The organism is Desulfoluna butyratoxydans, assembly GCF_900699765.1.
In the GTDB taxonomy this organism is placed as follows: Bacteria; Desulfobacterota; Desulfobacteria; order Desulfobacterales; family Desulfolunaceae; genus Desulfoluna; species Desulfoluna butyratoxydans.
The window spans coordinates 500949-527805 of the sequence record NZ_CAADHO010000004.1 but is presented as its reverse complement, the minus strand read 5'-3'; the positions used below and the strand labels follow the sequence as shown (position 1 = coordinate 527805).

The following is a 26857-nucleotide window of genomic DNA, read 5'->3' as shown; positions in this document are numbered from 1 at the left end:
AACGTTTCGTCGATGAAGAAAGTAGGCTTCAATTTCTTCTTCCGTGATTTTGTCAGGCGTCTTGCCACAATAATCGACAAGCTTACGAACAGCGCGTGTGTATGCCTTTTGGGTGCTTTCTCCCAAACCTGCCAGTTGCAAAGCGCGCATTGATTTTTCATAATAGTCGTGCATCGTAGTCTCCTTTGGTTAGAATTGGTTGAGTTGCCGGAAGGCTACGATGTTTTTCTTTCGTTTTAAATATGCTGGTATGCAGGGATATTGATTTTTGCTATGCCGGTTGAGGAATGATTTGCCGCGTAGCGGCTTTCTTGAACTACGGCTCAAACCCTGGCTCCTGCCGGTTTGTCTGTTCGTCGGCTCATAGATTTGCTTTAGAGTGACCACTCCCTTCGGTCGTTCTGGCTGACGCCCGTGATTCCGCTCCGCTCCATCTCCTTCAGACGGAACCTCACGATGCCGCCCTTGTCTTAGGCTAGTGCTTATGCTAAACCGTTGTTTGGTAGGCAGGATTCACGCATAGAGGACTTCCCGGTTAAACTTTCGGGTCACCTCCATGCCGGGCGTGCACAAGTTACTTCTATGGACCGCCTACAGCTTGCCGTTGGTTGATTCGAACGGTGTCGCGGCGGCCGCACAGCTTAACGTTCTACAACTACATATATTTACGGATATTAAATGAATATAAGAGATTGGACAAAAAAATTAGCAAATGAAATGGCTAATTCAATAAAGAGCCTTCAATCTTCTGATGAAATACTTATTTTGGACATTGGTCTATTTCCTTGGAATGGAATGATTGAGCTTTCAGCATTTTTTACATCTGATTTACAAAGTGCAGAGGTATACGAAGACGACATAGCTAGTTGGCCAAGCTATAATTTTTCAGCCAATGATAACATGGAATGGCCGAAAGTTGATCTCATTGCGAGTGCTATGAAATCAGACTATGTAATTGACACAAAAAGTGCTGAAAAGTATTTTCATGCGACAGCTAATGCCGCGAAATCAGAAATTGTTCAATCTGCAATCAGCAAACTAAATTGTTCGAAGGGCTTTGTTGTTAACATCCTTCACCCTGATGACCCAGATAAAAATTATATGTAGAACAATTTGGCTCAGGGCCGCCCCAAAAAAGCTGGCCAAGTCTTTCGTAACACCAACAGCTGCCCCTATCAGTTTTTTGGGTCGGCATAGCCACGCGTTAAGCATAAGAAATATATATGATGAATTTAAAAGGACTAAATTCAGAAGAAAGATACTCACTAATTCTCAAGTTCCAAAAAGAGCTTAATCAGGAATTAATTTCGTTCTTTGAATCTACAAAAACAAATGGACGAGATCATATATCACGGGTATTAATTGATAAAATCGAATCGATGATAGAGACTCTCAATAACCAAGGCTACAGATTTGGTCGCATCGATTATGGCGGTGATATCAATTATGAAAATAGTGAACAGTGGTATAGTAGCGGAGATACTATGGGTAAGGGAATTATTCTTCACTTTCACGGATTTTCTGTCCAGGCATCATGGGACAATGCTTAACATTAAGGATTGAACACCGATCGAGCGCAAGTGCGGTTTTTCTGTCCACTCAGTCGGCCGAAGGCTTTCACATTTGAAGCTCAGTCGCGCTACCCGCCCGCCGGGTGAAGCACGGCGCTCGCTATATAAAATATGATTTTCAAACGACATAAAATAATAAAAAAATTTGGATCAAGTATGAAGAGCCCCTTGAAATTGACCATATGCGATCTTAATACATCAGTCCTCGATACATTTAGTGCGGAATTTCAGGATATAAATGAAGTTTCAGTTGTTGAGGGGGATATTACCAAATTCAAGTGCGATGCTCTTATAACTGCTGGAAACAGTTTCGGGGATATGGGTGGTGGAGTCGATAAAGCAATAGATGATAGTTTTAATGGGGAGGCTCAAAAATTAGTCCAGAAAAACATTACAGATACTTTCTTTGGAGAGTTACCCGTTGGAACGGCCCTAACAGTTTATCCAAATAAAAAAAGGCCAGCATTGATATATGCTCCGACAATGCGTATTCCAGGCCATATCCCCAATACTATCAACCCGTACTTGGCATTGCGAGCTGCGTTGATTGTTGCAATACAAAATAATTTTGAACATGTTGTTTGTTCAGCATTTGGTTGTGGTATTGGTGGGGTTTCTCCTGAAGATTCCGCTGAACAAATGAGGACGGCATTTCTTATTATAGCATTCAATCAATGGAGAAAAATTGTTCACCCAGCTCAAGCACCATATGCTATGAGGCAATATTAGCGGCAAGTAGATCTGAGGTTTTGTTATATTGAAAAGTCGATCGCTAAATGAACAGCTCGAGATAGGTAATCTCTCTGAAGTTATCAATATCGACTTCGATACTGAGACGTTGGTGGTTACAATATCAGTTGATAATTATAGGTTCGATATTGCCTTTTATAGCACCCTCGGCTTTAGAGTTCTTGACGAAGGCGATTTATTAGAATTTTGGCCGCATTGTTCCACAACAAATGGATGGCTTTTTGAAATTGAGAGTGGTGGATGGTTCGACCAAGAAAGCCAACGAAAAGGTTTTATATCAATGGAGAACGGTGAGGTGCAAGAGTTTTTCATTGCAGGTGAGAACTATTGCGTCAATGTGCTTGCTTTTGAAAAACCTGACGTGACGGAAAGTATCCGCTAACAAGAACGTGCTCACGACCGGTCGCACGTGCTGCTTTTTCGGCCTTATTCGTTATCTAAAGTATTCCAAATATCAAGATATCGTTCCGTATTCATAGTCCAACATTCGTCATCTTTCCTTACATAAATCGGCGAGATGAGTATGGCACGATACACAAGTGACTCTCAATCCCAGTCGCTTTATATTCTGTCCGCTTTGAGGAACAAATCATTCCAGCCATATTTAGTTTCTTTTCCTTCAGGAAAAACAGTTTGTACGGAGGCAAACGCCCCCTTCACAAACCCGATAGACCAATCATCCCTTTTTCATCTTCACAGCCAACTCCAGGCGATCCCGAAAGCCCGTTTTAGCAAAAATCGAGGTGAGATGGGCCTTTACCGTGCGCACGGTGATGACCATCTTTTCGGCGATCTCCTTGTTGGAGAGGCCTTCTGCCACAAAGCCTGCCACCTCTTCTTCCCGTCTGCTCAAGGGCTCCAGGGTATCGGGCAAGGCCTTTTCAGGTAGTGTCGGTGTAAGGGAGGCGATCATCCGGGTCACGAACTCAGGGGGCATCCAGACTTGGCCTTCCTTGACGGCCGTAATGGCCTGGGCCAGGTTTTCGCGGTGCATGTGGCGATTGCCGTAGCCGCGGACCCCGCGCCGCAGAAGCCTCATGCCCTGGTCGTACAGGGGCCTTTCGGCAAGGGCAATCATGGGAGGGACAACCGAATCCAGATTGTCTTCGCCGCAGGATTTCAAGTCGATGAGAAGCAGGCTCACAGAATTCGGTTCCACATCGGACAGCCCCTCAAGGCCGGTCACATGCACGAGATTGTCGTCATCAAGGGGAAGACCGGCAAGGGATTTCACCCACCGGCTATCGCTACTGCACACACAAATCATGAACTACCTCTCCCCCAACGCATTTTCTTTGGCCCTTAAAATCGGTTTCAGCAGATAGGCCATCACGGTTTTGCTGCCCGTGATGATGTCCACCTGGGCCGTCATCCCAACTATAATCTCTTTTTTGTTCTCGTCCGTGCCGAGGTAGTTCCGGTCCGTCTCGATGCGGACCAGGTAGTACTCTTCCCTTCGGTCATCGGTGATGGTGTCCGCGCTGATGTGGGTCACCTGGCCGTCAAGGCCGCCGTAAATGGCAAAATCGTAGGCCGTGATCTTTACCACAGCCTTCAGGCCGGGGTAGAGAAAGGCGATGTCCGAGGGCTTGATTTTCGCTTCTACCACCAGGGATTCTTCATCCGGGACGATCTCCAGGATGTCCATGCCCGGCTTCACCACCCCGCCCACGGTATTGATGAGGATCTGCTTAACCGTACCGTTCACAGGGGACCGGACGCTTGTGCGCTGAACCCGGTCCTCAATGGCCAGGCGGCTCTGGTTGAGGCGTTCGATCTCTGCCATCACCTTGTTGTACTCTTCCTGGGCTTCGCTTCGAAACCGCGCCTCCAGCTCACTGTTCTGCTCTTTGGCCTCCACAATACGGGAGTTGAGGGTTTCGACCTTTTTCCGCGCGCTTTCAAGCTCGTGGTTCCTGTCCAGGGATTTTTGCTTGAGCTGAATATACTCCAACTCCGAGACCAGCCCTTTCCTGTACAGAGGACGCGTGAGCTCCATCTCCCGGGCGATCATCTGAGTGCTGCTCTCCAGCATGCGGATGTTCATCTCTGCTTCGGCCAGTTCGATCTCGCGCTGGCGAAGCCGTTCGCGCATCACCTCGATTTCGCTTTGCTTGCGCCGGGTGTTGGTCTCGTAGAGGCGCTTCTCCTTTGCAAGCAGGTCCTTGACCTCCTGGGCTTCGGCCACGCCCTCTTCAAAGGAGAGAATTCCGGCTTCGGCCGCCAGACGGACGGAGCGGGCCGTGAGTTCGTTGATCACCGAGCTGCTCTCCGCGTAAGAGCTGCCCACGCCCGTGTCGTCGATGGCGATGAGCACCTCCCCTTTGGTCACCTTGTCCCCTTCCCGGACCCTGATCTCCTTGATGATCCCCCCTTCAAGGTTCTGCACCACTTGGATCTGGCGGGAAGGAATCACCTTGCCGATGCCACGGGTTCGCTCATCCAGGCGCGCAACGCTCATCCACCCGAGAAGGGAAAACACCAGGGCGGCAATGATCCACAAAAAGAAATTTGATTTTTTAGGGTTTCCCGCAAGGACGGCAGCGCTCAAGCTGTTCATGAACTCAATGTCCTGGCTGCTGTATCGCCCGGACCGCCCCGACAGACGGCGCCCCTGGACGCCTTGTTTCCGCACACTCTTTTCGGTTGCCATTTACTGCGCCCCCCCCAGCTTTGCCAGCACCTCGGCCTTGGGGCCATCCATGGCAACGGACCCGTTGTGCATCACGATGATGCGGTCCACCACCTCCAGTATCGAGGGTTTGTGGGTAATGATGACCGTGGTCTTGCCCTGGGTCACCTGCTTTAAGTTGGAAATCACCTGAAGCTCCGTATTGAAATCCATGGCGTTGGTGGGTTCGTCCAGCAGGACCAAAGGGGTGTCGTCGATGAAGCAGCGGGCCAGGGCCACGGACTGGCGCTGCCCTCCCGAGAGGCTGGCGCCCCGCTCCCCCACCTGAAGATCCATGCCCAGGGGGTGACGGTCCGTAAAGGTGTTCACCCTGCCGATTTCAGCCGCCCTGATGATGGCCCGATCGTCCGCATGGGGAGATTTCAGGGTCATGTTGTCCCGCACCGTACCGGAGAACAGAACCACATCCTGGGGCACGTAGCTGAAATGGTGCCGCAGGTCCACGGGATCGATCTGCCGGACATCCAGGCCGTCCACAAAAACCGAGCCCTGATCCTGCTCGTAAAATCCAAGGAGGATCTTGCTGATGGTGGATTTACCCGACCCCACCTGACCGATGATCCCTACCCGCTCGCCTGCCTTGATGCGAAAGTTCACGTCCGACAGGGCATTGATCTGCTCGCCCGGATAGGCAAAACTCACGTCCTTGAACTCAATGTCGCCCTTGATATCCTGACGCCGGACAAACTGCTTGGTTGCGGGACGCTCCACCTCCTTGTCCATCAACTCGTTGAGGGATTTGAGTCCGGCGCGCATCTGCTCGAACCCGGAAAGCAGCGCCACCACCTGGGACATGGGGGCGATGGTGCGGGAAGAGAGCATGTTGATGGCGATAAGCCCGCCCATGGAGAGTTCGCCCGCTTTGATGAGGTAGACCCCCACCACGATAATGGCAACGGAGCTGAACTGGGTCAGAAAGGCGGAAAAAACGCTCAGGGAGTTGGACATAATGCGGGATTTGAGGCTCTTTGTCGCAATATCCCCGGTGCTCTCCTCCCAGTGCCACTGCATGGAGCTGCCTGCGTTGAAGGCCTTGATGGTCTCCAGGTTGGCCAGGGCCTCCACCAGGATCCCGTTTTTCCGGGCCGCGGCTTCATGGGTGCTCTCCACGATCCTGTAGATGGGCTTTTTCAGACAAAGACTCGTCAGGAGGATCAGGACCATGACCGTAAGCGGCACTCGGGCCATTACCGGATGGATCGAGTAGATGACGATCATGAAAAGAACGGCAAAGGGCACCTCGATAAACGCGGTGACCGCGCTGGAGGTAAAAAAGGAGCGGATGCTTTCAAAATCTTTGATGTTGTTGGCAAAGGAGCCCACGGACCGGGGCCTCTCCTTCAGCTTGAGGTTCATGGCCTGTTCAAAAAGAAGGGACGAGAGGATGATGTCGCTCTTCTTGGCCGCTGTTTCAAGGAACGAGGTGCGGATACACTTGATGACCAGGTCAAAAAGATAGACAAGACAGATGCCGGACGCCAGGACCCAGAGGGTCTCCACGGCGTTATGGGGAATGATCCGGTCGTAAACGTTCATGGTAAACAGAGGCCCTGCCACCACAAACAGGTTCACCAGGAGCGTGCCCAATAGCACCCGCGCGTAGATCCCCTTGAAGCGCTTCATGGTCCCGAAAAACCAATGCCCGTCCGAGGGGCGTCTCACCTCTTCATCATCCCCGGAAGCCCCGTCATAGGTGCGCTTCAGAAAAAAAACATAGCCCAGGTACTCCTCGGCCAGACGCTCGATCTCAATCTCCCGGGGGGTGTCGTCCACCTCCGGCACGATGATCTCGGCCATGCCGCTGCCGTGGGAAATCCGCGTCAGCACACACGCCTTGTCATCTTTAAGCATCAGGATGACGGGCAGGACAACGGCCGGGATTTCGGAGAGAGACCGCTTCTGGAGGCGGGACTGAAAGCCTGCCTTGGCTGCTGCCCGGGAGACGTTGGACTTGCCCTTGTCCAGGCTGAAGAGCCGCTGCTTCTCCACCGTGGGATCAAAGGGCAGCCCCTGAGCCAGGGCTTCTGCCGAGGCGGGTTTGTTGTTTATCTTTGTCAGCACGACCAGGCACTGCATCACCGGGTCTGTGGATATATCGTAACTCATGACGGATTCCCCAACGGTTCGACCTCGGCGATGGCACGGCCCTGGAAGAAACGGATGTTCCTCCTCTCCAGCATCTCCCGTTGGTCCTCTGATTCAATTTTCGATGCCACAAGCCTGATCCCCAGGCTGTCCGCAATGGTGGCAAGGGCATTGAGGGCGACGTCGGACACCCCACCCTGCTCCGGATCATCCAGATAATCGGCATCCACTTTCATGTAGTCGGGCTTCAGGTCTTTCAAAAGGGTCAGGGTGGCATCCTGCATCGTGCACTGATCCAGGCCGAACCCGTAGCCCATGCCCCGGAAAAGCCCGGCAAGGTCCATGCAGATCTCCGGAGAGCTCAGAAGGGTCGCCTCCTGAAGTTCGAAGACAACCCGGTGCCGCACGGGCCGCTGGGCAGACAGGAACTGCCGAAGCCACAGGAACGACTCCCGGTCCCTGCAGAATTCACGGGTCAGGTTGACGGCGAAAACCCCGTGACGATCCCGGGCGATCTGCTCTGCCACGGCATCAAGCACAACCCGATCCAGTCGGGCCGCATACCCCAGGGTAATGATCATGGGCATGAACTCCCCTGCCTTGTGAAGCACCCCGTCGCCGTCCACCATGGAGACATACACCTCCCGATGAAGCTCGCCGTCGGCCGACACAACAGCCTGGGCATCCACAGGAAACCGCCCGCTGTCAAAGGCATCTTCGATCATCCGCTTCCACTCGTATTTCCCCGAGAGGCAGGGGGCGGACCGGCCGCTGTAAGTTTTCACCATCCAGGGGGCCCCGGATTTGGAGACAGAAAGGGCGTAATCGACTTTGGACAGGATGCTGCCCACGCGCTCTTCAGCTCCGTAGGCTGCCAGCCCTCCGCTGACGGTCACCTCGCCCTTGAAGGTGGGGTGGCCGGTGGTCAGGGCATGGGCGCCCTTAATGATGGCATCGGAGACGGCCAGGGCATCTTCCCGAAGGCACCCGGGAAGGGCCACGCCGAACTCCTGGTGGGACAACCGGGCAACCACATGCTCAGGGACCTTTGCTGCCTCGGTTTTCATCATTTCCACGAGCCCGCTGTAAAAATGGTGCATCACGGGATGACCACCGGACAGGCCGAGGCGCTCCATGCCGTCGAGGCTGAGGATCATCACCGCCCCCACCGAGCCCCCGGAATCGCTCTCCAGGAAATGCCCCAGCTGCTTTACGAAATAGGAACGGTTGTACACCCCGGTATCGGGGTCCTTGAAGTGAAGCGCCTGATAATCCCGAATGGTTTGCAGCTGCCGGTCGAAGATGGCCTTCACTTTTTCCACCATGGTGTTCATGGCAAGGACCACCTCTTTGAGTTCCGGGGTGCCGGGAAGATTGCTGTTGATGATGAACTCGTGGTTGCTGATGGCCTCGGCCTGACGCCGGATGTCCGTCAGGGACCTCATGAGATACCGCAGGATAACCCAGCAGACGAAAAGGGCTGCGCCGCCCACCAGCACAAAGGTGAGGCAGAGCTGCTTGAAGGTGTCCCAGAGCCGCAGATAGGCGTGTCCCGGATGCCCTTTCACCTTGAGGGTTCCGAAGACGGACCACCCGTTCATGACACGGGCCTCGGCAACGGGCGGATCCAGGGTCACCATGCGGATAAACAGCTCGGGTACCCCTTCCACGCGCACGGCCTCGTGCCGCTCGTAGACCGGTACGCCGTTTGAACGGACGAGCTCGATGCGTTCGTAATACCCCCCGTCAAACATGGCGTTCACAGCCGACTTCGTAAACCCCGCGTCGGCAGGTGCGGAACTCAGGGACAGGGCCAAGACATTGGCGGTGTTTTTCGCGCCGGTGTAAAGCTGCATCCCGGTAAAATCACGGGCACGGTCAAAGTTGATCTTCATGACAATGCTCAGCATCACCACAAGGACCACGGTTATCAACACCTGTATCTGTTTGAAAAGACTCATGACCTTCCCCTTTCACGGATCTCCGGATCAACGGCTTTCAGCTTCTTCTGGTTTTTCAAGGGTTTCCTGTTTATCCGCTTGCCCAGGCCCTGCTGTTTCTGAAGGTACAGGTCATCGGCTGTAAAACTGTAGACCGGGATCAAATCGGGACGTTCGGTGGCGGGTTCGATGGTGGTCTTGTAGTTGTCCAAAACGAGGGGAACGGCGCCGGGCGCAGCGTAGTAGGTCACAACGAGGTGAGCAGCGTCCGGGTAGCCGATGGCCTTGACATAGGTGAGAAATACCTTCTCCTCGGGCACCCCCACCTGGACCATGGTCAGGTACTTGGCCACCGCGAAATCCTCACAGTCGCCCCGCCCCTTGCCCAAAAACTCAAGGCGGCTTGCCCAGTAATCGTCCCGGTTCCACACGGTCCTGTCCGTGGCGTAGGTTACCTGGTTGAAAAACCGGTTGATCTCGGCCACCTTCTGCTCTTCAGTGGCGTTCACCAGGCTTTCCATAAGGGCAAGAAGGCCGTTGAGGCGTTTGGTGGCCTGCTCTCCGTAGGTCTCCCTGTAGCGTGCGGCTGCATTCTCGGGCACATAGAAACGATTGGCCTCCCGTGCAGCCACAAGCTGTGAACACACCAGAAGTATCAAAAAGGCTCGACGCACGAAGCCTCCGGTGGGGAAAGGACTCCCCGCCAATTTACGAACGGACCTTTCTGGTCAGCTTGAACTCGGTCCGTCGATTTTTTCGTTTGCCGTCCCCGGTGGCGTTGTCCGCCACGGGCTCGCTCTCCCCTTTGCCGGACCAGGAGAGGATCTCACGATTCACACCCAGTCCCACAAGGGCGTCACACACACTACGGGCTCTTTTCCGGGAGAGTTTGAGGTTGTAAGCCTTGGAGCCGTCGGAATCGGTATGCCCCACCACTTCAACGGAAAACCCCTCTGTGGCCTTGAGCTGGTCCGCAACGTAGGTGAGCTGCTTTTCAGCCTCTTTGGTCAGTGAACCCGAGTTGCGCTTGAAGCTGATCCCCTCAAGGGCGATGGTCTGCTCCTTCCGGGAGGTATCGATCTTCAGGTCAAAGGCGTCCGGTGTCCCGGTCACGATGTACGGGGCCACGACGTCTGTCTCCTCGAATCCCACGGTCTGCATGGCGTCCCCGGCGCAACCCGATGCAGGTGTGCTGCTCTTCGGAACGGAGTTGTCGCACTGGTCACAGGGATCGTCCACGGAGTCCTGGTCCCGGTTGTGCTCCAGGTCGTCGTCCCCGGCGCACTCCAGGGATGCCTCCAGGGGAAGCCCCATGGCCTTGCGAAGGCCCGGATCGTATTCCCGCAGCATCAGCCCGGTTGTGCCTGCGATCCTGTAGGTGGCCGTCAGACAGGAGTACACGGACTCCACCAAGGCGGTTTCCGCCGAGTTGTATTCGTTTTCCATGTTGAGCAGGTCAAGGAGGGTGCGGCGACCTAAGTGGTACTCCTCTTTAAAGGCGGACAGGGTGTCCAGGGAGAGCCGAACATGGTCACCGAGGTATTTTTCCCGCTGTTTTTCAGCCTGAAGGATATTCCAGGCCAGCCTCACGGACTCATTGACGTTTCGCCGTTCGAGGTAAGCCCTGTAATTTTCCCCATGAAGGTTCCTGTTGCTCTTCAGGGTTTCCCCTTTTCTTACGCCGCCGTCAAAGAACGTGTAGTTCAGCTTCAGCATGGCCGAGGCCTGGTCTGTGTCCCCTTCGTCTCCCCCGGTATCGGAACGACGCTGGGCCTTGAGCTCAAGGTCCAGGGAGGGCCAGTACGCGGCCTTTGCTTTTTCCACGGCCTGCTTTCGAACCTGGATATTGGACTGGGAGACCCACAGGGCCGGATGATTTTTCAACGCGATATCCACCGTACCCTCGACGGTCTCGGGAACGAAAAAGGACGGGGCAGGACGCACCATGCGATCAGGGGAGACAAAACGGCCGAACTGCCTGTGGAACTTGACCACCGCCTGATTCAGGTTCTGCTGCCTGGAGATGTAGTTGCTCTGGGCCAGGGCAAACCGGGCCTCGGAGTTTTTGAGGTCGGAGACCCTGTTGAACCCGGACTCGGCCTTTTCCCTTACCTGGCGGAGAATCTGCTTCTGGGTGGCCACGTTCTTTTTCGCCAGGGCCAGCATCTCTTTGGCCTGGAGCACACCGAGGTAAGCTTCGGCCGTATCCAGATAGACCCGGTTGCTGACATTGAGCACTTCGTAAGCGGCGGAGAGGATCCGGGCGTCGGTCTCCCGCACGGTGGCCCGTGTTCTGCCGCCGTTGAATAAATTCATCCGCGCATAGACCGTTGCCGTTGCAGCCGTCAACTCCTCGCGCTCATCGTTGGTATCTTCGCCGTCCGTTACTTCCGGTCCCGCAGCAAGTTCTGCGCCGATGGTTGGACGATACCCGCTTTTTGCGATGGATCGCTCAGCAAGAACGCTTTCGTACCTCTGCCTGGCCTCCAAAATTTCCGGATTTGTGTTTGTGACGATTTCGAGTGCCTGACGCAGTGTCATGGACTCTGAGACAACCCGTTCGCCTTCTGCCAAAGCGACGGTTGTCACCGATAAAACAAAAACAGCCATCGGGATCACCCGACGGAACAACCTGTTGCACATGCCTGAATATTCTCCCACCACGATTTAACTTGTTGATTTTAAAACCATCGTACCCCGCACCAAATCATCACGGAGTTTCGCTAGTTTTAAAGCCAGCGAACACATATTCAATAAAACAGCACCTGTCAATAGACACGTTTACACGACTTACGTAACCCCCCGGGCCTTTCTTTGTTTTTCTATAGTATTAGAAATATCCTTTTACCAATTTCACACAAAATACTCAAGACAAAGAGTCATCTAAACAGGAACCTCACAACAAAACCACTGCCGCGGCAAATGGGCCACGTCGCATCAGAGCGACCGGCCACCCGTTACAGGCGCCTGCCAACCCACAGCAACACCGGAAAGTGCCGGGATATGCTTATCCGTCAGGCCCCATATCGGGCATATCCGGCTGCGTCGCGCTGGCGACAGACCATGGATTTTTTGAGATGCCCCTTTCAACAGACCTGTCATATCTTATGGACCCGCGTGAGGTTTTGACATTCCCTCGGTCGGCATGTAAAGTAGATAAAAATCGACCGCATCTCCGCAATCCCGCCATCTTTACAGATGCTTAAAAAAAGCCTCCCCCAACCACCTGCAAACGAGAAGGTAATGAACCATGTCCACGACCTTTCCAGATACGTTCACACGTCTTTCCGGCGCCGAGGTACCCATATATGTTTTTCCGGACTCTCCTCACTGGTGCGTCCCCAACACGGCCGGGGACCGTTTGCTTCAGGAGCTGGCCGCGACGAAAAGCGCCCCGCACGGCAACGAGACAAAGGGACCCCTGGAGCAGCTCAGGACAAAACAGTTTTTATCCCTTATGCCCCGGAGCAATTCCGCCCCCTACTCCGGGCGCGGTGAGATTCTCTCCTTAAACCGCCTGGCCGAATGCTGGATTCACCTGACGGATCACTGCAACCTGTCATGCCGTCACTGCCTCTTCTCCTGCTCCCCCAAAACAAGGCAAAGCCTCAATTTTGAGGAGATCGAGGCATTGTACCGGGCAACCGAGCCCTTAGGCACAGAGACCTATTACATCACCGGGGGCGAACCCCTGCTCCACCCTGACTTTCAACGCATCTGCCGCCTTCTCCTGAGCAAGGAAAACACCCGCCTTGCCATCCTCACCAACGGATTGCTCATCCCGAAGCACCTGGATTTTCTTACCACGCTCCCCACAGACCGACTCCACTTCCAGATCAGCGTGGATGGCCTTGAGGAGAACCACGACGCCATGCGAGGCCAGGGGGTATTCAGCACGTTACTGACCGTTTTTGACATGCTGTCCCAGGCGGGGCTCAACACCTCCCTTGCCATGGCCGTTCACAAAGGTAACGTCCACCAGATGGCCGATATCGTCACCCTTGCCGGTCGGTTCGGCATTGCCGACGTTCATTACCTCTGGCTCTTTGCCGCCGGAAAGGCACGAGATACCGCCCATGTCCCCCCGGAACAGCTTTTCTCCAACCTTATGGAGGCTGAAAAAGCCGCCGCACCATTGGGAATCACCATCGACAACCTCAAGAGCATGGAGGCCCGGGTCTTCTCCTCTCCGGGCATCCGCCACGACCTGGGCAACGCCGGGTGGGAATCCCTTGCCGTGGGGCCGGACGGGCACATCTACCCCACCCCGGCCCTCATCGGCAACAAACCCGCATGCTGCGGCCACATGCGGGACGGCATCGAAAAGGTATGGAGACACAGCAAAGCGCTCAGCCACCTGCGCGGACTATCTGTTGTGAATGACGAAACCTGCCGCACAAGCCCTTTTCGCTACATCGTGGGGGGCGGCGATATCGACCACAGCTACTACGCAGGCCAACACTACATCGGCCACGATCCCTACATGGAACTCTACGAAGCCATCGCCGTTCACCTTATTGAAAAGGCGGCGGGCACGGTTGCCGACGCCCACGGCGTGCCCGGCATGCGAATCCAGATGGGCGACCGCCTCACCGAGTGCAGCCACGCCGAAGGCGACGTGGCACTCACCCACTCCAACTGCGTGCTCTCCCTTGCCGGGACCCGGGGCACGGTGGGCGCCTTTTACGCAGATGCGGCCGACGCCCCCAACACCGACATCACCAACCCGGTCTGTTACGAAGAAGAATTGATCCACCACATCCCGGAGTCTGCCCGGGTGCGTTCCTACGGATGCGGAAGCCCGGTGCAGGATGCGGACCTTAACCAGGGGGAAACCCTTGTGGACTTAGGCTCCGGGGCCGGGGTGGAGTGCTTTATCGCCGCCAAGATCACCGGTGCGGCAGGAAGCGTCTACGGTATCGACATGCTTGATGACATGCTCTCGCGGGCCCGTAATGCAACGGACGAGGTGGGAAGACGGCTGGGTTACCGGAACGTGGAGTTTAAAAAGGGATACCTGGAAAGCATCCCCCTGGACCGGGAGACCGCCGACGTGGTGATCTCAAACTGCGTGGTAAACCTCTCCGAGGACAAGCCAAAGACCTTTGCAGAAATTTTCCGCATCCTGAAGCCCGGGGGACGAGCCGTCATCTCCGATGTGACCACCGACGCCCCCTTCCCCGCCTCCATCCAAAACGACCCGACCCTTCGGGGAGAATGCATCGGCGGGGCCATGGTGCAGTCCCGCCTCATGGCCATGCTGGAGGCCACCGGCTTTACCAACATCCGGATCATCAAACGTTTCTTTTATCGCGAGGTCCAGGGGCACACCTTTTATTCCCTCACCTACCAGGCCGTCAAGCCCGATGAGACCCGCGCACAGGTTCTCTATCCCGGCCCCTTTGCAGGGGTTATCACCGACCAGGGTGAGGTCATTCCCCGGGGCGGAATCCTGGAGGCCCCCTGGCCTGAGGCCACACACTCCGACCCGTCCGCCTTTGTCATGGACAACGACGGCAACATCACCAATCAGGACGCGGAAAACAGCTGTGCCTGCTACCAGCCGGTGGAAAAGGAGCAGAAGCCAGCTCAGCCCGCGGGTGCCACCATCCTGAGCACAGGGAAAAAAGCGTCGGGATGCATGCGTTGCGGCAAACCCCTTACCTACCTGGACATGGAGCAGGAAGAGACCTGCAGCTTCTGCGGAGAGTCCGCCATGGCCAACGCCCTCTGCGAGAACGGCCATTTCGTCTGCGACCTCTGCCACAGCGAGGACGCCCTCTCCGTGGTCAAGCACCTCTGCCTGACCACCAGGGAGACTGACATCATCACCCTTTTCGACAAGATAAAAAAGCACCCGGCTGTCCCCCTCCACGGACCGGAGCACCACTTTATCGTTCCGGGTGTGATCACCGCGGCGTACCGCAACGCCGGAGGCGCCGTCGGAGACGAGGAGATCCTCTCGGCCATCCGACGCGGCGCGGATATTCCCGGCGGAACCTGTGCGTTCTGGGGAGGCTGCGGCGCGGCCCTGGGGACAGGGATCGCCTTCGGCATCATCCTGAAGAGCACCCCGGTGAAAGCCACGGAGCGGCAGATCATCCAGAAGGTCACCGGCCGGATCATCACGGCCTTAGGTGAGCTGGAAGCGGCCCGCTGCTGCCGCAGGGAAACCCTAACCGCCTTCAAGATCGCTTCCGGCCTCTCCGCGGACCTGTTGCCCATCCCCTTGCAGGCAAACGGCACCACCCACTGCTTTCAGTTCAATATCAATAAGGAGTGCATCAGGTCCGGGTGTCCCTGGTACGTGGCGGGAAAAAGCGACATCAAGGGGGAGTGGCTGAAGGTGAAAGGATAAATCCAGAAATATCGCAACGCGTTGCGCCGGGCGATATCACTCTGACGCATCAACATCGCCGGAGGCCGGAGCTGGAATCGTCAGCAAAAGCAACGGCCTTCACCTTATATATAAGGCATGAATCAACCGCAAACACGCCGACACCGTGATGACGGTAAAAACAAAGAGAATCACCGCGTATCGTCTTTTCATGGTTCCCCCAGCCCAATCTCGCGTGAAAACCGAACAGCCGCCAGGCGGCGGCTTCATGCCTCATTCAACATAGCAAAAAGCAATCATGGGCGTCTACTCAATCTCGCTATCCCGGATATTTCATGAGAAAACGACCCGGTTGTAATAATGGAAAATGTAATTCACGGTTTTCTGCTCGATTTTCTCACCCTTCGGGCTACAGGGCCACACGGAGCCGACACCCCAGGACCCACAAGGTATCCTCATCGATGGTGAGGGCTGGGTCTTTTATGTATTGGAGGGACGGGGTCACGGCCACCTCCTTTGTCAGCTGATAGCGCCAGAACACTTCGGTGGTGTACTGGTCATCGGCTCCTTTGAACGAGACATCGTTGGGACGTCCCCAGTTGAACCCGACCCCGATGACACCGCGCATGGGCACCGGCTGACAGCCAATGCCCGCCGATACCGATCGTTCAAGGAGGCTGCCGCTGTCATCTGTGTATCCTCCCCGGATAAAGGGCAGCCATGTGTCGTCGATCCATCGTTGCCAGGAGAGATTCAGCCCCCAGCCGTCGTCCGTTCCGTTTGCACGCTCATCAATCTGCCAGAATGTGATGTGGGTGTTATCGAAGTAGATCTTGTCCTTGCCGGGAGTCCAGCCGATCTCAACCCATCTGAAAAAATCACTGTCGTCGATGACGGACTCAAACCCTTCAAACGGATCCCTTGGGTCGGCGTTGGCATCGGCGATTCCAGCCTGAATGTAAAGAGAACTGTTGAGCATGGCACCGGCTGCCGCCCCGAGGGTGGCATCATTGGGCAGGTCCATGGAAGCGGAGCCCGTTGAAAAGACGAAATTGGCAAAGCCCGTCCACGGACTGGAGAGCAGGTAGACATCAATAAAATCCGTGGTGTCCAGAAAGCCTCCCACGAACACGCCCTTGCCTTCGGAGACATATTGTTTCCAGTAGAGGTTTGTCAGGCGCGCCTTCTGGTTGCTGAACGGGGGTTCGATGATGCCCGCATACCCGCTTTCAAAACCCAGGGCGCTGGGTGGAATATCCGAATACTTATGGCGGTTCTCAATTTTCCAGTTCAAGCTGCCCTTGTTGGGCCCCCCGCGGTTCACCAGGTCCCAGTAGCCATAAAAACGCGCAATCCCGCTGGAGGCGTTATCTTCCCCCGGGCTGTCGCTCACGTGCATGAAAAGGGCTGAATAGTCGGCCGCCAGATGCAACCCCATCTGTTCTGCCACGCCATCCCGCCAGTCCCGTAGCGGAGAGAGCAGCTGCGATTCGTAGAGTGGGTCGGCCTTCTGGTCCATTGCGATCTGGTTCTCAACCTCATCAGGTGACAGCCTGGGCCTGAGTTTGCCCCCGGTTGATGCAACGGAGACTCCTAAGCCCAGAAAAAGACCCACAGAAACGATCATCATGACAATGCACGGTTTTGTTTTCATGGCCTCCTCGGCTTCAACCTCGTTTTTTCACGTAAGGAAAGAAAAACAGATAGACACCTGTTGCCCAGACACCGGCCAGGAGAACGGCGGTGGGCAGAAGAACCCAGAGCTTGACATGTTCATGGAAAAAGCTGCCGTCATGGATGCTTTCGATGAGGTCAGAGCGCCGCACAGCCACCTGCAGAACCTCACCGGTTTTCGTATCGACCTGGATTTCCCAATGGTTCTTGGCCTGAACCTTCACCAGGCCTTTTCCGGGTCGAACATCCAGGCGATCGATATCCTCCCAGCCCTGGATCCCCACGTGCCCAACGGAGACGGCAATGGCCAGGATCTCATCAAAGCTGAGTATCAACTCGTGGCCCACCCCCTTCTGGGTCGCAGGCTGTATCCACTCCAGCTTCTTTTTCATCAGAAGAACACCACCACTGAGGACCACCACAAGGACCGGCAAGGCCGTTGCAATGGCGGCCCATCGGTGTATCTTCCTGTTCATCGCCACAGCTCTCATGTTGCGTCATCCCCCTTGCAGTGGGGCCATGGATCCACCGAAGCGTCCGCATGGCCCCTTCGCCTTCTGGTCAGCTACTGCGCCTGTGCCACCGATCGATCTCCGTTTTGCAGAAAATCCGCCCATGCCGTGAGTTCGGCGTCGATCTCTTTTTCCAGCATGTCCACCACATCGTAGGCGGACTGGGGCGGTCGCCCTTCGCTCTGAAACAACACCCAGTGGACCGTTTGCAACTTGGACAGCAGCTTGGACGGCTCGTTGGCGATCTGTGACAGGTTGGCCCCCATGGGTACCAGCTTTCCGATAAACGCCGAGGCCTCTTGGGCAATGTCCGAATCCTCACCGGCCTCCTCGGACATTTCCATGGCAGCAATGATGGTTTTGTTGGTTCTCTCGAAGATATCGCGAATGCGCCACCACAATTCAAATCGAGCATCCGCATCTTTCTGTCCCCAGGTCTCATTGGGGTTCATGCGCAACTCAAACGCCTGGTCCTGGGACTGCCCGTCAACCGTCAGCCTGGCGGTGTAGGTACCGGGCCTGGCTTCCACGACGATACCTGCAGGCGGCTTGCCCGGCACAGAGAGCACATCCGGGTAATTCATATCCCAGACCATTCGGTTCAGGCCCACCTCCCGGCTCAGGATCTCGCCCTCGTAAGTCTTTATCAGCTCGCCCTTGCCGTCGAGGATACTCAGGCTGACCTCCTTGGCGTCCTCCCCGATCAGGTAGTAAATAATGGCTCCGCGGGGCCGGGCACCTCCGGCGTCGATGAACCTGCGCTTGCGCTCCCCGTTGACGACCCCGAGTTCGATGAAGGTGTGCCCCATGCGCCCGTTCTGGACAAAGTAATTCTTCTGGCCACCGCCCACGCCCCCGCCGTAGAGAGCCCACCAGTTGATGCCCAGACGCGTATGGGTGCGCGGTTTGAACAGGTGGGCCGTCTTGGCCTGAATGTCGTCCGAGGTCTGCCTCAGGGGGCTGATGTCATCCAAAATCCAGAAACTGCGCCCAAAGGTGGCGATACACAGGTCCTCATCCTTGATTTTCATGTCGTGCACCGGAACCGCGGGCAGGTTGAGGTTCAACCGCTTCCAGGTGGCCCCGTCGTCCAGGGAGGCGAACACGCCTGTCTCGGTTCCCACGAAGAGCAGGCCCTTGCGCACCGTATCTTCACGGATGGTCCGCGTTATCTCCGTCTGCGGAAACTGTTTGCTTAAATCCGTCCAGGTTTCTCCGTAGTCCGACGTCTTGTAGAGGTACGGAAGAAAATCATTGGCGGTCCGGTACCGACTGATGGCCACATACGCCGTTCCTGCGTCGTGGGGTGAGGCCTCGATCTCAAGGACATCCGAGTCTTCGGGAAGCCCGGGCGGGGTAACGTTGGTCCATTTCCGGCAATTGTTTCTGGTCACATGAATCAGGCCGTCATCACTGCCCGTCCAGAACACCCCCTTTTTGACTCCGGATGCGGCCATGCGGTGAATGGTGTTGTAGGCCTCCTGGCCCGATGTCTCCAGAGAAGACGGTGAGCCCCCCGTCTGCTGTTTTTCCGGGTCATCACGGGTCAACACCGGGCTGACAACCTTCCAGCTCTGCCCCCTGTCTTTACTGCGGAACACCACCTCGCCAGCCGTGTACAGAACCTTCGGCCGAAAGGGGTCGAAAAGGACAGGGGCATGCCAGTTAAAGCGGTACTTTGCCTCGTTCTGCCCTCTTCCGAAGGTAATCACGGGCCAGACATTGACCTGCTCCCACTGCCCCGTTTTCAGGTTGACCCGCTGGATCGGGCATCCACCGGCGGCAAAGGTGCTCTGCGCCAGGTGATAAATGGTATTCGGGTCATTGGGATCCGGTACCGAGGCACCGGACTCCCCGCTGCCGATGACCGTTACATCTGCCTGCGAAATACCGCCGTAGATGGACGCGGAAGGGACCTTGTAGCCGATAAGGTCCTGGTTGTTGCCGTAGAGATTGTAAGGAAACTCATTGTCCACATTGAGCCGATACACCTGCTGATTGGGCTGGGTGTAGGGACCGGACCAGGTAACCCCGCCGTTACGGGTCACCATGGCGCCGCCGTCATGGGTGATGATCATGCGATCCGGGTCTTCCGGGTCAAAGGCCATGTCATGAAAATCATCCTTGGTCCCGGAGCGCTGGGTCCAGGTTTTCCCTCCGTCCAGGGACTGCCAGAGCTTGTTGGAAAGCACCCACAGCTCATCCCCGTTGTGGGGACTGGCGTGGAGATGCATGTAATAGAAGGGCCGCTGAATAATGTTGACGTTATCGGAGACAAAGGCCCACGTCTTGCCGCCGTCCTCGGACTGATAAAGACCTGGCTGCTCTTTGGAATCCACAAGGGCACTGATTCGTTCGGGGTTTTTCTTGGAGTGTGCAAGGCCGATGCGGCCCAGGTCATCGGTGGCCATGCCCGGGTTCCTGGTGATTTCGGACCAGGTCTCACCGCCGTCCGTTGACTTGAAAATGCCGGTATTGGGACCTCCTGCTTTCAGCACCCAGGAGCGCCGGAACACTTCAAATGTCGCCGCATACAAAATATTCGGATCGTGTTCGCACAACACCAGGTCGATGACGCCGGCCTGTTCATGCTTGAAGAAAATCCTTTCCCAGGAAGCCCCTCCGTCCTTGCTGCGGTATACGCCGCGGTGCTGACTCGGCCCGAAGGGGCTGCCGATGGCGGCCATGTAGACCAGGTCCGGGTTGGTCGGGTGCACTCGCACCCGTGAGATGCGTTTTGTCTTTGCCAGCCCGATGTGTGTCCAGGTCTTGCCCCCGTCCGTGGATTTGTAAGCCCCGTCACCCCAGGTGGAGCAATCGCGAAGTTGGGGCTCCCCCGTCCCGATATAGATGATATCCGGGTTGCTGGGTGCCAGGGCAATGGCCCCCACCGGCCCCACGTTAATCTGCCCGTCGGTGATGGGATGCCAATAGGTGCCATTGTCATCGGACATCCACACCCCGCCCGATGAATGGGCGTGATAGAACCGGTTCTTGTCCGTGGGGTGCACGGCCACGCCGCAGCCGCGAACGCCCACAAAGGGCCCCACACATCGCCATTCCAGGGATCGCATCTCCCGGTCCACTTCCAGGTCAGCTTTTTGAGCGAATACTCCGGGAGCCACAGGCTCCGGTGCCTCTCCGGGCCGCCACTCGGCAAGGGCCATCCCGGACCAGACCATGACGCATACAGCTGTTGCAATGGTAACCACGCGCTTTTTCATACCGCACTCCTTATTTTGAGTTTAGCGGGCACATTCGAAACAGCAAACAATAAACTGTTATTACGATGAGTTAGCGAGAAAAGTTAAGACATCACAAAAACACAAGTCACCGTTTTGGGTTGATTTATTCACCCTTCTGGCGACCCGAGAGACCCCATCTACTGCGTTATCAGAGCTTTTATAAACCAACGCTTTCTGAAAGCTCTGATGCCTTGAACAGAGTCCGTGGATATGTGAACGAAAGGGATAAGGTAAAGGGGAGTGACAAGATGCTCTGCGTTTTGACATCGGCTCCAAACGCGCGCACCAATACGACAAAAATACGAGCAACAAAGATACCACGGGTTATTTATGGCGATTTAATCGCCCGGCACACCGGATATCAACATCTTGTAAGGTATGATTGTCTTTTGGACTTGGCAAAAAAGGCAAGAACTCATTATACGCTTTAATTTTCGAAGCTTACCAAAGCGACAATTTTCATACAAGCCATTTTTTGTTCTTCAGGAAAGCGATGTGGCGGGAGCACTCCGTGCCCCCAAATCAAAGCCCTGGGTGAGCCGGACACGGTGCACAGAGTGCACCCTACGGGCTGACGGACTTTTGGGACGGTGTCATCAACAACACCCTGGTGGCCCAAGCAATGCCCCAGCGGAAGCCAGCTGTCAAGGTGACACACCTTGCCGCTGGAGGCATTGCTTTTTTTAGGCCCTTAAATCATACCGAAAAGGCGTGGAAGAAACAGAGTTATGCTTGGGAAAAGGGCCAGGATCACGAGCCCGGCAAGCATGGCCAGGATAAAGGGGATCACGGCCTTGAAGGTCTCCTCCACGGGGATCTCCGCCAGATGGGTGGTCACGTAAAGGTTCACGGCAACCGGGGGCGTAAACTGACCGATGGCAAGGTTAAAGGTCATCATGATGCCGAACCAGATGGGGTCCCACCCGAACTGCGCCATGATGGGCAGAAAGATGGGGATAAAGATGTAAAAAATGGAGATGGCATCAATGAGCATCCCGGCACAGAACAAGATGAGGTTGATGACCAGAAGCACCACATACGGATTGTCGCTGATGGCCAGGAGCGATGCGGAAATGGCGTCCATGGCCCCCAGGGTGCTTGCCGTCCATGAAAACAGCCCGGCAAAGGTGATGATAAGCATCACCACGGCCGAGGCATTGGAGGCCTCCACCAAAATCTCGTACAGAGCCTTTAACGTGAGGGTCCGGTAGAGGAAAAAACCCAGGATCAGACCGTAGAAAACAGCCACCACAGCCGCTTCCGTTGGTGTAAACACCCCGCCGTAAAGCCCCCCCAGGATAATCCCCGGGGCCATGAGCCCCCAGAACGCCTCACGGAATGCCTGGAACAGGCCCATGTCCGACGCCATGGCAGTCCTGCTGCCGTACCCCCTCTTTTTGGAGATCCACCAGGCGGGCAGGATCAGGCAAAGCCCTGCCAGAGCACCGGGAATGGCGCCTGCAGCAAACAGGGTGGTAATGGAGGTGTTGGTGAGGGCTCCGTAGATGATCAGGGCAATGCTCACGGGCACAATGATGGCGGTGGAGCCTGCCCCGGCAATGAGGGCGGCCACAAAGCCACGGTCGTACCCGTCCCGGATCATGGCGGGAATCAAGATGGCGCCGATGGCCGCGGCATCGGCCGGACCCGAGCCGGAGATGCCGCCGAAAAAGACGCACACCAGCACCGCCACAATGGCCAGGCTCCCTTTTTTGCGCCCCACAAGGAGGTTGGCAAAACGCACCAGCCGCTCTGAGATGCCGCACCGCTCAAACAGAAACCCGGCAAAGATAAAGAGCGGGATGGCCAGGAGCTGAAATTTGGCGATGCCCGAATAAAAGTTGGGGGAGACCACGGCAATACCCAAGTCCGCCAGCCAGATGACAACCACCGAGGAGAGCCCGATGGCAACGGCAATGGGCACGCCGGAGAGGAGCAGCACCATGAACAGAAAAAACAGCAGCAATCCCATGGTCATACTCCTTTGAGTTTCGCCTTTTCGGCGATGAGCACCTGAATAATCCGCACAATGACAAGAACGGACCCCGCCGGAATGGCCAGGGCATAGATCCACTCCGGAAGCTCCAGGGCTTCGGTGGTGATCTCAAGATCGATGAGATCATAAATATGAAACCAGCTGAGGCCCGCAAGGGTAGCAAAGAGCACAATGGCCAGCACAAGCCCACCCATGCGGACCAGTGTGGCCGCCCGTGGGGAGAGCTTTTTTTCGTAATACTGCAGGTTCAGGTGATGGCTCTTTTTAAAGGCCGCGCTGGTACCGAGCATGGTGAGCCAGACCAGGCCAGCCACCTCCAGCTCCTCGGTGAAGGCCAGGGAAAACTCGAAAAAGTAGCGGGTAACGACGTTGGCCAGCCCCAGGACAAACATGGAGCCCAGAAGCAGGGCTCCGAAGACTTCCTCAAAATTGCGCACAATATGTTTCAGGGTGTTCAAGGTTTAATTCCCCATGTCCGCTTTGGCCTTCTCCACCAGCTCCTCACCGATGCGGGGGACCCATTTTTTGTACACGGGCTCGGTGAGCACACGAAACGCCTTTTTCTCTTCGGGGGTGAGCACCGTCACTTCCATGCCGTTTTCCCGCATCAGCTCGTGGGCGGAAAGGTCCGGGGCCACCAGGCCCTTTCTTACGACACCCTTCTGCATGCGACCGGCGTCCACCGCCGCCTGACGGATGATCTCACGGTCTTTTTCCGAGAATTTTTTCCAGGTCTTCTGGTTCACGGTGAACATGAGGGGATCGATGACATACCCCCAGAAAGACACGTGATTATGGAACTGCCAGATCTTCAGAGGAATCTCGATGCCCACGGCCGGGTTCTCCTGGGCGTCCACAACCCCCTGCTGAAAAGCGATCTTGGCCTCGCCCCAGTTCATGTTCACAGGGTTGGCACCCATGGACTTCATGATGTCGATGAAGATGGGGGTACCCACCACGCGGACTTTCAAGCCCTTTAAGTCTTCCGGGGTCCGAATGGCCCGCTTGGAGTTGGTGATCTCGCGGTACCCGTTCTCTCCCCAGCCCAGGACCTTAACCCCTTTTTTGGCGATCAGGGCTTCAATGGCTTTCCCAGCCTCCCCTGAGGTCACCTTGTCCAGGGCCTCGTAATCTTCAAAAAAGAAGGGAAGGTTAAACAGGTTCAAAGGCTTCAGGGTAGACGACCAGTTGATGGGGGAGGCAAAGGCAAAATCGGCCACGCCGCGCTTGAGCAGCAGGAACTCGTTGGTCTGCTTGCCCGCCATGAGAGAACCTGCCGTGTAGACCTTGATGTTGACCCGGCCCTCGGTGCGCTCCCGCACCAGATCGGCAAACAGGGTCGCCCCTTCGCCCCAGGGCATCTTGGGTCCCACCACACAGCTTAATTTGTATTCCTTTTTATACCCCGCCTCGGAAAGAGCCGGGAGCATCAAAAGGCACACAACCGCGATCGTCCATTTTTTAAGCGCTGTCATCATCACACGTGTCCTTAACGTATCCGGTTACAAAAAAAGGGGCCCGGCGGCTTTGACGAGCCTGCCCACCCCATCACATTTTTCAAGGATTGCGGTTTCTTTCTTAGCCGGGGCCATTCCGGGCTGTCAAGTCACCAGCAGGCTCTATCCCACCGCCCACAGGCCCTCTCCGCCGTTTCGCCCCGAAGGGGCGTTCCCTTTCAAGGATCCTCAATCACCCATACGCCCCTGGTGTAACCCACCCGCCCAACCGAGCCCCACAAGCCTTAAATACTCATGATATCAGCTATATAAAACCATACCACTCACCAGAATCGCCATGACTGGCGTCCCCTCCCCTCCCACGCCGAAAGGGCAAACCACCCCTTTCATGGCAGGCCCTCCGCAATCAAAAATATCTAAAAAAAAATGCCGCTCATCTTCATCTTTTAATGAAAACGAGCGGCACTTTTTTATATTTCATTAATTAAGGACCGCAGGCCAAACACGTCAGGCAGGGCAAAGCAAGACCGCAACATGATCAGGTCCACATGGATAAAACGCTCCACACCCGGTCACCGATTCCCACCGACCTATGCCCTGTCTTTCCTATTACCTGCTTTGCACCTGCTTTTTAGTCATTCAACTGAATATCCTTGCCCTCATGGACCCGCTTCATGTTACGCACCGCGCACATCTTGCCGCACATGGTGCAGCTGTCCTCAAACTCGGGTTTGGAGCTTTCCCTGTAGCTCCTGGCTTTTACGGGATCCATGGCCAGGGAGAACATCTTTTCCCAATCGAGGTCGGCGCGGGCCTTGCTCATGGCGTTATCCCAGCTCCGGGCGCCGGGGATCTTCTTGGCAATGTCGGCGGCATGGGCTGCAATACGCGTGGCGATAACGCCCTCTTTCATGTCCTCCAGGTCGGGGAGACGCAGGTGCTCGGCCGGGGTGACGTAGCAGAGAAAATCCGCGCCGTTGGCCGCTGCAATGGCCCCGCCGATGGCGCTGGTGATGTGGTCGTAGCCGGGAGCCACGTCGGTGACCAGGGGCCCCAGGACGTAAAAGGGCGCGCCGTGGCAGAGGCGTTTTTCCATCATCATGTTGCCGGTGATCTCATCCATGGCCATGTGACCCGGCCCTTCGATCATCACCTGGACATCCTGCTCCCAGGCGCGCTTGGTGAGCTCGCCCAGGGTGATGAGCTCCTCCACCTGGGCCGCGTCCGTGGAGTCGTTGATGCTCCCCGGGCGGCAGCCGTCGCCGAGGCTCAGGGTGAGGTCGTACTTGGTGCAGATCTCCAGGAGCCGGTCGTAGTGCTCGTAAAAGGGGTTTTCGGCGTCATTGAGCATCATCCAGGTGTAGAGAAGGGAACCGCCGCGGGAGACAACACCGGTGAGGCGGTCGTTGCGCTTGATCTTCTCGGCGGTGGCCCGGTTGAGCCCGGCGTGGATGGTGGCAAAATCCACCCCGTCCTCGGCGTGGCGCTCCACCACCTTGAAGAACTCATCCACGGTGATGTCCTTGATGTTCTTGTCGTAGAAGCCCACGGCGTCATACATGGGCACCGTACCGACCATGGCGGGACATTCGGAGATGACACGGGTGCGGAACTCACGGGTCTTGCCGAAGCAGCTGAGGTCCATGATGGCTTCTGCCTTCATGGCAACGGCGGCCCGGACCTTGGCCATCTCCACCTCCAGGTCGCAGCAGTCCTTGGAGATCCCCAGGTTGACGTTCACCTTGGTGCGGAGCCCTTCCCCCACGCCTTCGGGATCGATGACGGTGTGGTTCTTGTTCACCGGAACAGCGATGGTGCCCTTGGCCATGCGCTCCATGAGGGTTTCGATGGGCATGTTCTCTTTTTTGGCCACGGTCTCCATGGCGCCGGTAACGATACCCTTTCGGGCCGCGTTCATCTGGGTTGTGTAGCTCATTTTAATTTCTCTCCATGGCTTTGCGGATGGCTTTGACCCGCTTTGAAATATCTTTGGCTCCGACGATCTCCGTCACCAGAGCAATGGTTTCCGCGCCGTGGGCTTTCACCTCGGCAATGTTGTGTTCCTTGATCCCCCCGATGGCCACAAAGGGGATTTTTTCGTTTTTCACCACATGATCGAGGTAGGTCAGCCCCACGGCGTCGCAGACATCCTTTTTGGTCTGGGTGGTGAAGATGGGGCCGACACCGATGTAATCGGCCCCCGCCGCAACGGCAGCAGCCGCCTGGGCAGGGCTGTGGGTGGAGAGCCCGATGATCATGGATTCCCCCGCAAGCTTTCGCACCACGGGAATGGGCAGGTCGTCCTGGCCCACGTGGAGGCCGTCTGCTTCAACCGCAAGGGCAAGGTCCACATGATCGTTGACGATGAAAGTAACCCCGGCGTCCTGTGTCAGCCTGCGCACCACCTCGCACTGCCGGTATCGCTCCAGCATGGATTTCTCTTTTTCCCGGTACTGGATCAGGGTGATACCGGCGTCGATCATCGCCTTCACCACCGTGATGTTGTCCCGGCCCAGGGAGTGTTCCTCCCCGGTGATGCCGTAAATATCGGCACCTGCAATGGATCTCATGGTTTCTTATTCTCCTGTAAAAAACGCC

Annotated in this window: 20 protein-coding genes; 5 read left to right on the top strand and 15 right to left on the bottom strand. The window is 56.1% G+C overall.

Translation table 11 applies throughout. The annotated features are described in order from the left end of the window. On the bottom strand, nt 1-150 hold a 150-nt coding region (locus MSL71_RS26940), incomplete at its 3' end, for a phage integrase N-terminal SAM-like domain-containing protein (RefSeq protein WP_425484421.1). A gap of 528 nt (nt 151-678) precedes the next feature. Here MSL71_RS26940 and MSL71_RS14135 point away from each other — a divergent pair. The 4 genes from MSL71_RS14135 to MSL71_RS14120 all read left to right on the top strand — a co-directional run bounded on the left by MSL71_RS14135 (nt 679) and on the right by MSL71_RS14120 (nt 2703). Continuing rightward, entirely contained in the window at nt 679-1107 is a 429-nt protein-coding gene (locus MSL71_RS14135) for a hypothetical protein (RefSeq protein WP_180141384.1), read from the top strand. 116 nt (nt 1108-1223) lie between these two features. Beyond that, on the top strand, nt 1224-1550 hold the full coding sequence (locus tag MSL71_RS14130; RefSeq protein ID WP_180141382.1) for a hypothetical protein: 327 nt from the start codon (nt 1224-1226) through the stop codon (nt 1548-1550). Between the two features lie 177 nt (nt 1551-1727). Further along, nucleotides 1728-2300: a macro domain-containing protein gene (locus tag MSL71_RS14125; RefSeq protein ID WP_180141380.1), complete on the top strand. Its 573-nt coding sequence runs from the start codon at nt 1728-1730 to the stop codon at nt 2298-2300. Between the two features lie 28 nt (nt 2301-2328). After that, nucleotides 2329-2703 (top strand): hypothetical protein, encoded by a 375-nt coding sequence (locus MSL71_RS14120; protein WP_180141378.1) that lies wholly within the window; start codon nt 2329-2331, stop codon nt 2701-2703. Nucleotides 2704-2997: 294 nt separating this feature from the next. Here MSL71_RS14120 and MSL71_RS14115 read toward each other — a convergent pair whose 3' ends face one another. Genes MSL71_RS14115 through MSL71_RS14090 form a run of 6 tightly spaced genes read right to left on the bottom strand, consistent with a single transcriptional unit; the run spans nt 2998 to nt 11648 of the window. After that, entirely contained in the window at nt 2998-3588 is a 591-nt protein-coding gene (locus MSL71_RS14115; protein WP_180141376.1) for a helix-turn-helix transcriptional regulator, read from the bottom strand. Between the two features lie 3 nt (nt 3589-3591). After that, nucleotides 3592-4974, bottom strand: a complete 1383-nt coding sequence (locus MSL71_RS14110; RefSeq protein WP_180141374.1) for an HlyD family type I secretion periplasmic adaptor subunit — start codon at nt 4972-4974, stop codon at nt 3592-3594. Next, nucleotides 4975-7119 carry a type I secretion system permease/ATPase gene (locus tag MSL71_RS14105; RefSeq protein ID WP_180141372.1) on the bottom strand — a complete coding sequence of 715 codons (2145 nt, stop codon included), beginning with the start codon at nt 7117-7119 and terminating at the stop codon, nt 4975-4977. It abuts the gene before it with no gap. Beyond that, on the bottom strand, nt 7116-9059 hold the full coding sequence (locus tag MSL71_RS14100; RefSeq protein WP_180141370.1) for a bifunctional diguanylate cyclase/phosphodiesterase: 1944 nt from the start codon (nt 9057-9059) through the stop codon (nt 7116-7118). The genes MSL71_RS14105 and MSL71_RS14100 overlap by 4 nt, the downstream gene beginning before the upstream one ends. Further along, complete coding sequence (locus MSL71_RS14095; RefSeq protein ID WP_180141368.1) at nt 9056-9712, bottom strand: transglutaminase-like cysteine peptidase; 657 nt, start codon at nt 9710-9712, stop codon at nt 9056-9058. The genes MSL71_RS14100 and MSL71_RS14095 overlap by 4 nt, the downstream gene beginning before the upstream one ends. 34 nt (nt 9713-9746) lie before the next feature. Beyond that, a complete protein-coding gene (locus MSL71_RS14090) occupies nt 9747-11648 on the bottom strand; it encodes a TolC family outer membrane protein (RefSeq protein WP_180141366.1) in 1902 nt (633 codons plus the stop codon). Nucleotides 11649-12288: 640 nt separating this feature from the next. Here MSL71_RS14090 and MSL71_RS14085 point away from each other — a divergent pair. Further along, nucleotides 12289-15396 carry a DUF5714 domain-containing protein gene (locus tag MSL71_RS14085; RefSeq protein WP_180141364.1) on the top strand — a complete coding sequence of 1036 codons (3108 nt, stop codon included), beginning with the start codon at nt 12289-12291 and terminating at the stop codon, nt 15394-15396. A 388-nt stretch (nt 15397-15784) separates the two neighbouring features. Here the strand turns inward: MSL71_RS14085 and MSL71_RS14080 are convergent, their stop codons facing one another. The 8 genes from MSL71_RS14080 to thiE form a co-directional block, all read right to left on the bottom strand. After that, nucleotides 15785-17029 carry a carbohydrate porin gene (locus tag MSL71_RS14080; protein ID WP_180141361.1) on the bottom strand — a complete coding sequence of 415 codons (1245 nt, stop codon included), beginning with the start codon at nt 17027-17029 and terminating at the stop codon, nt 15785-15787. Between the two features lie 13 nt (nt 17030-17042). Next, nucleotides 17043-17525 (bottom strand): PepSY domain-containing protein, encoded by a 483-nt coding sequence (locus tag MSL71_RS14075; RefSeq protein ID WP_218951034.1) that lies wholly within the window; start codon nt 17523-17525, stop codon nt 17043-17045. An 89-nt stretch (nt 17526-17614) separates the two neighbouring features. After that, complete coding sequence (locus tag MSL71_RS14070; protein ID WP_180141357.1) at nt 17615-20785, bottom strand: VPS10 domain-containing protein; 3171 nt, start codon at nt 20783-20785, stop codon at nt 17615-17617. A gap of 712 nt (nt 20786-21497) precedes the next feature. Next, complete coding sequence (locus tag MSL71_RS14065; RefSeq protein WP_180141355.1) at nt 21498-22778, bottom strand: TRAP transporter large permease; 1281 nt, start codon at nt 22776-22778, stop codon at nt 21498-21500. A 2-nt stretch (nt 22779-22780) separates the two neighbouring features. After that, nucleotides 22781-23260: a TRAP transporter small permease gene (locus tag MSL71_RS14060; RefSeq protein WP_180141353.1), complete on the bottom strand. Its 480-nt coding sequence runs from the start codon at nt 23258-23260 to the stop codon at nt 22781-22783. A gap of 3 nt (nt 23261-23263) precedes the next feature. After that, nucleotides 23264-24280 (bottom strand): TRAP transporter substrate-binding protein DctP, encoded by a 1017-nt coding sequence (gene dctP / locus MSL71_RS14055; RefSeq protein ID WP_180141351.1) that lies wholly within the window; start codon nt 24278-24280, stop codon nt 23264-23266. A gap of 610 nt (nt 24281-24890) precedes the next feature. Further along, nucleotides 24891-26195, bottom strand: coding sequence for a phosphomethylpyrimidine synthase ThiC (gene thiC / locus MSL71_RS14050; RefSeq protein ID WP_180141350.1), 1305 nt, complete (start codon nt 26193-26195; stop codon nt 24891-24893). A 1-nt stretch (nt 26196) separates the two neighbouring features. Then, complete coding sequence (gene thiE / locus MSL71_RS14045) at nt 26197-26829, bottom strand: thiamine phosphate synthase (RefSeq protein WP_180141349.1); 633 nt, start codon at nt 26827-26829, stop codon at nt 26197-26199. Between the last annotated feature and the right edge of the window lie 28 nt (nt 26830-26857).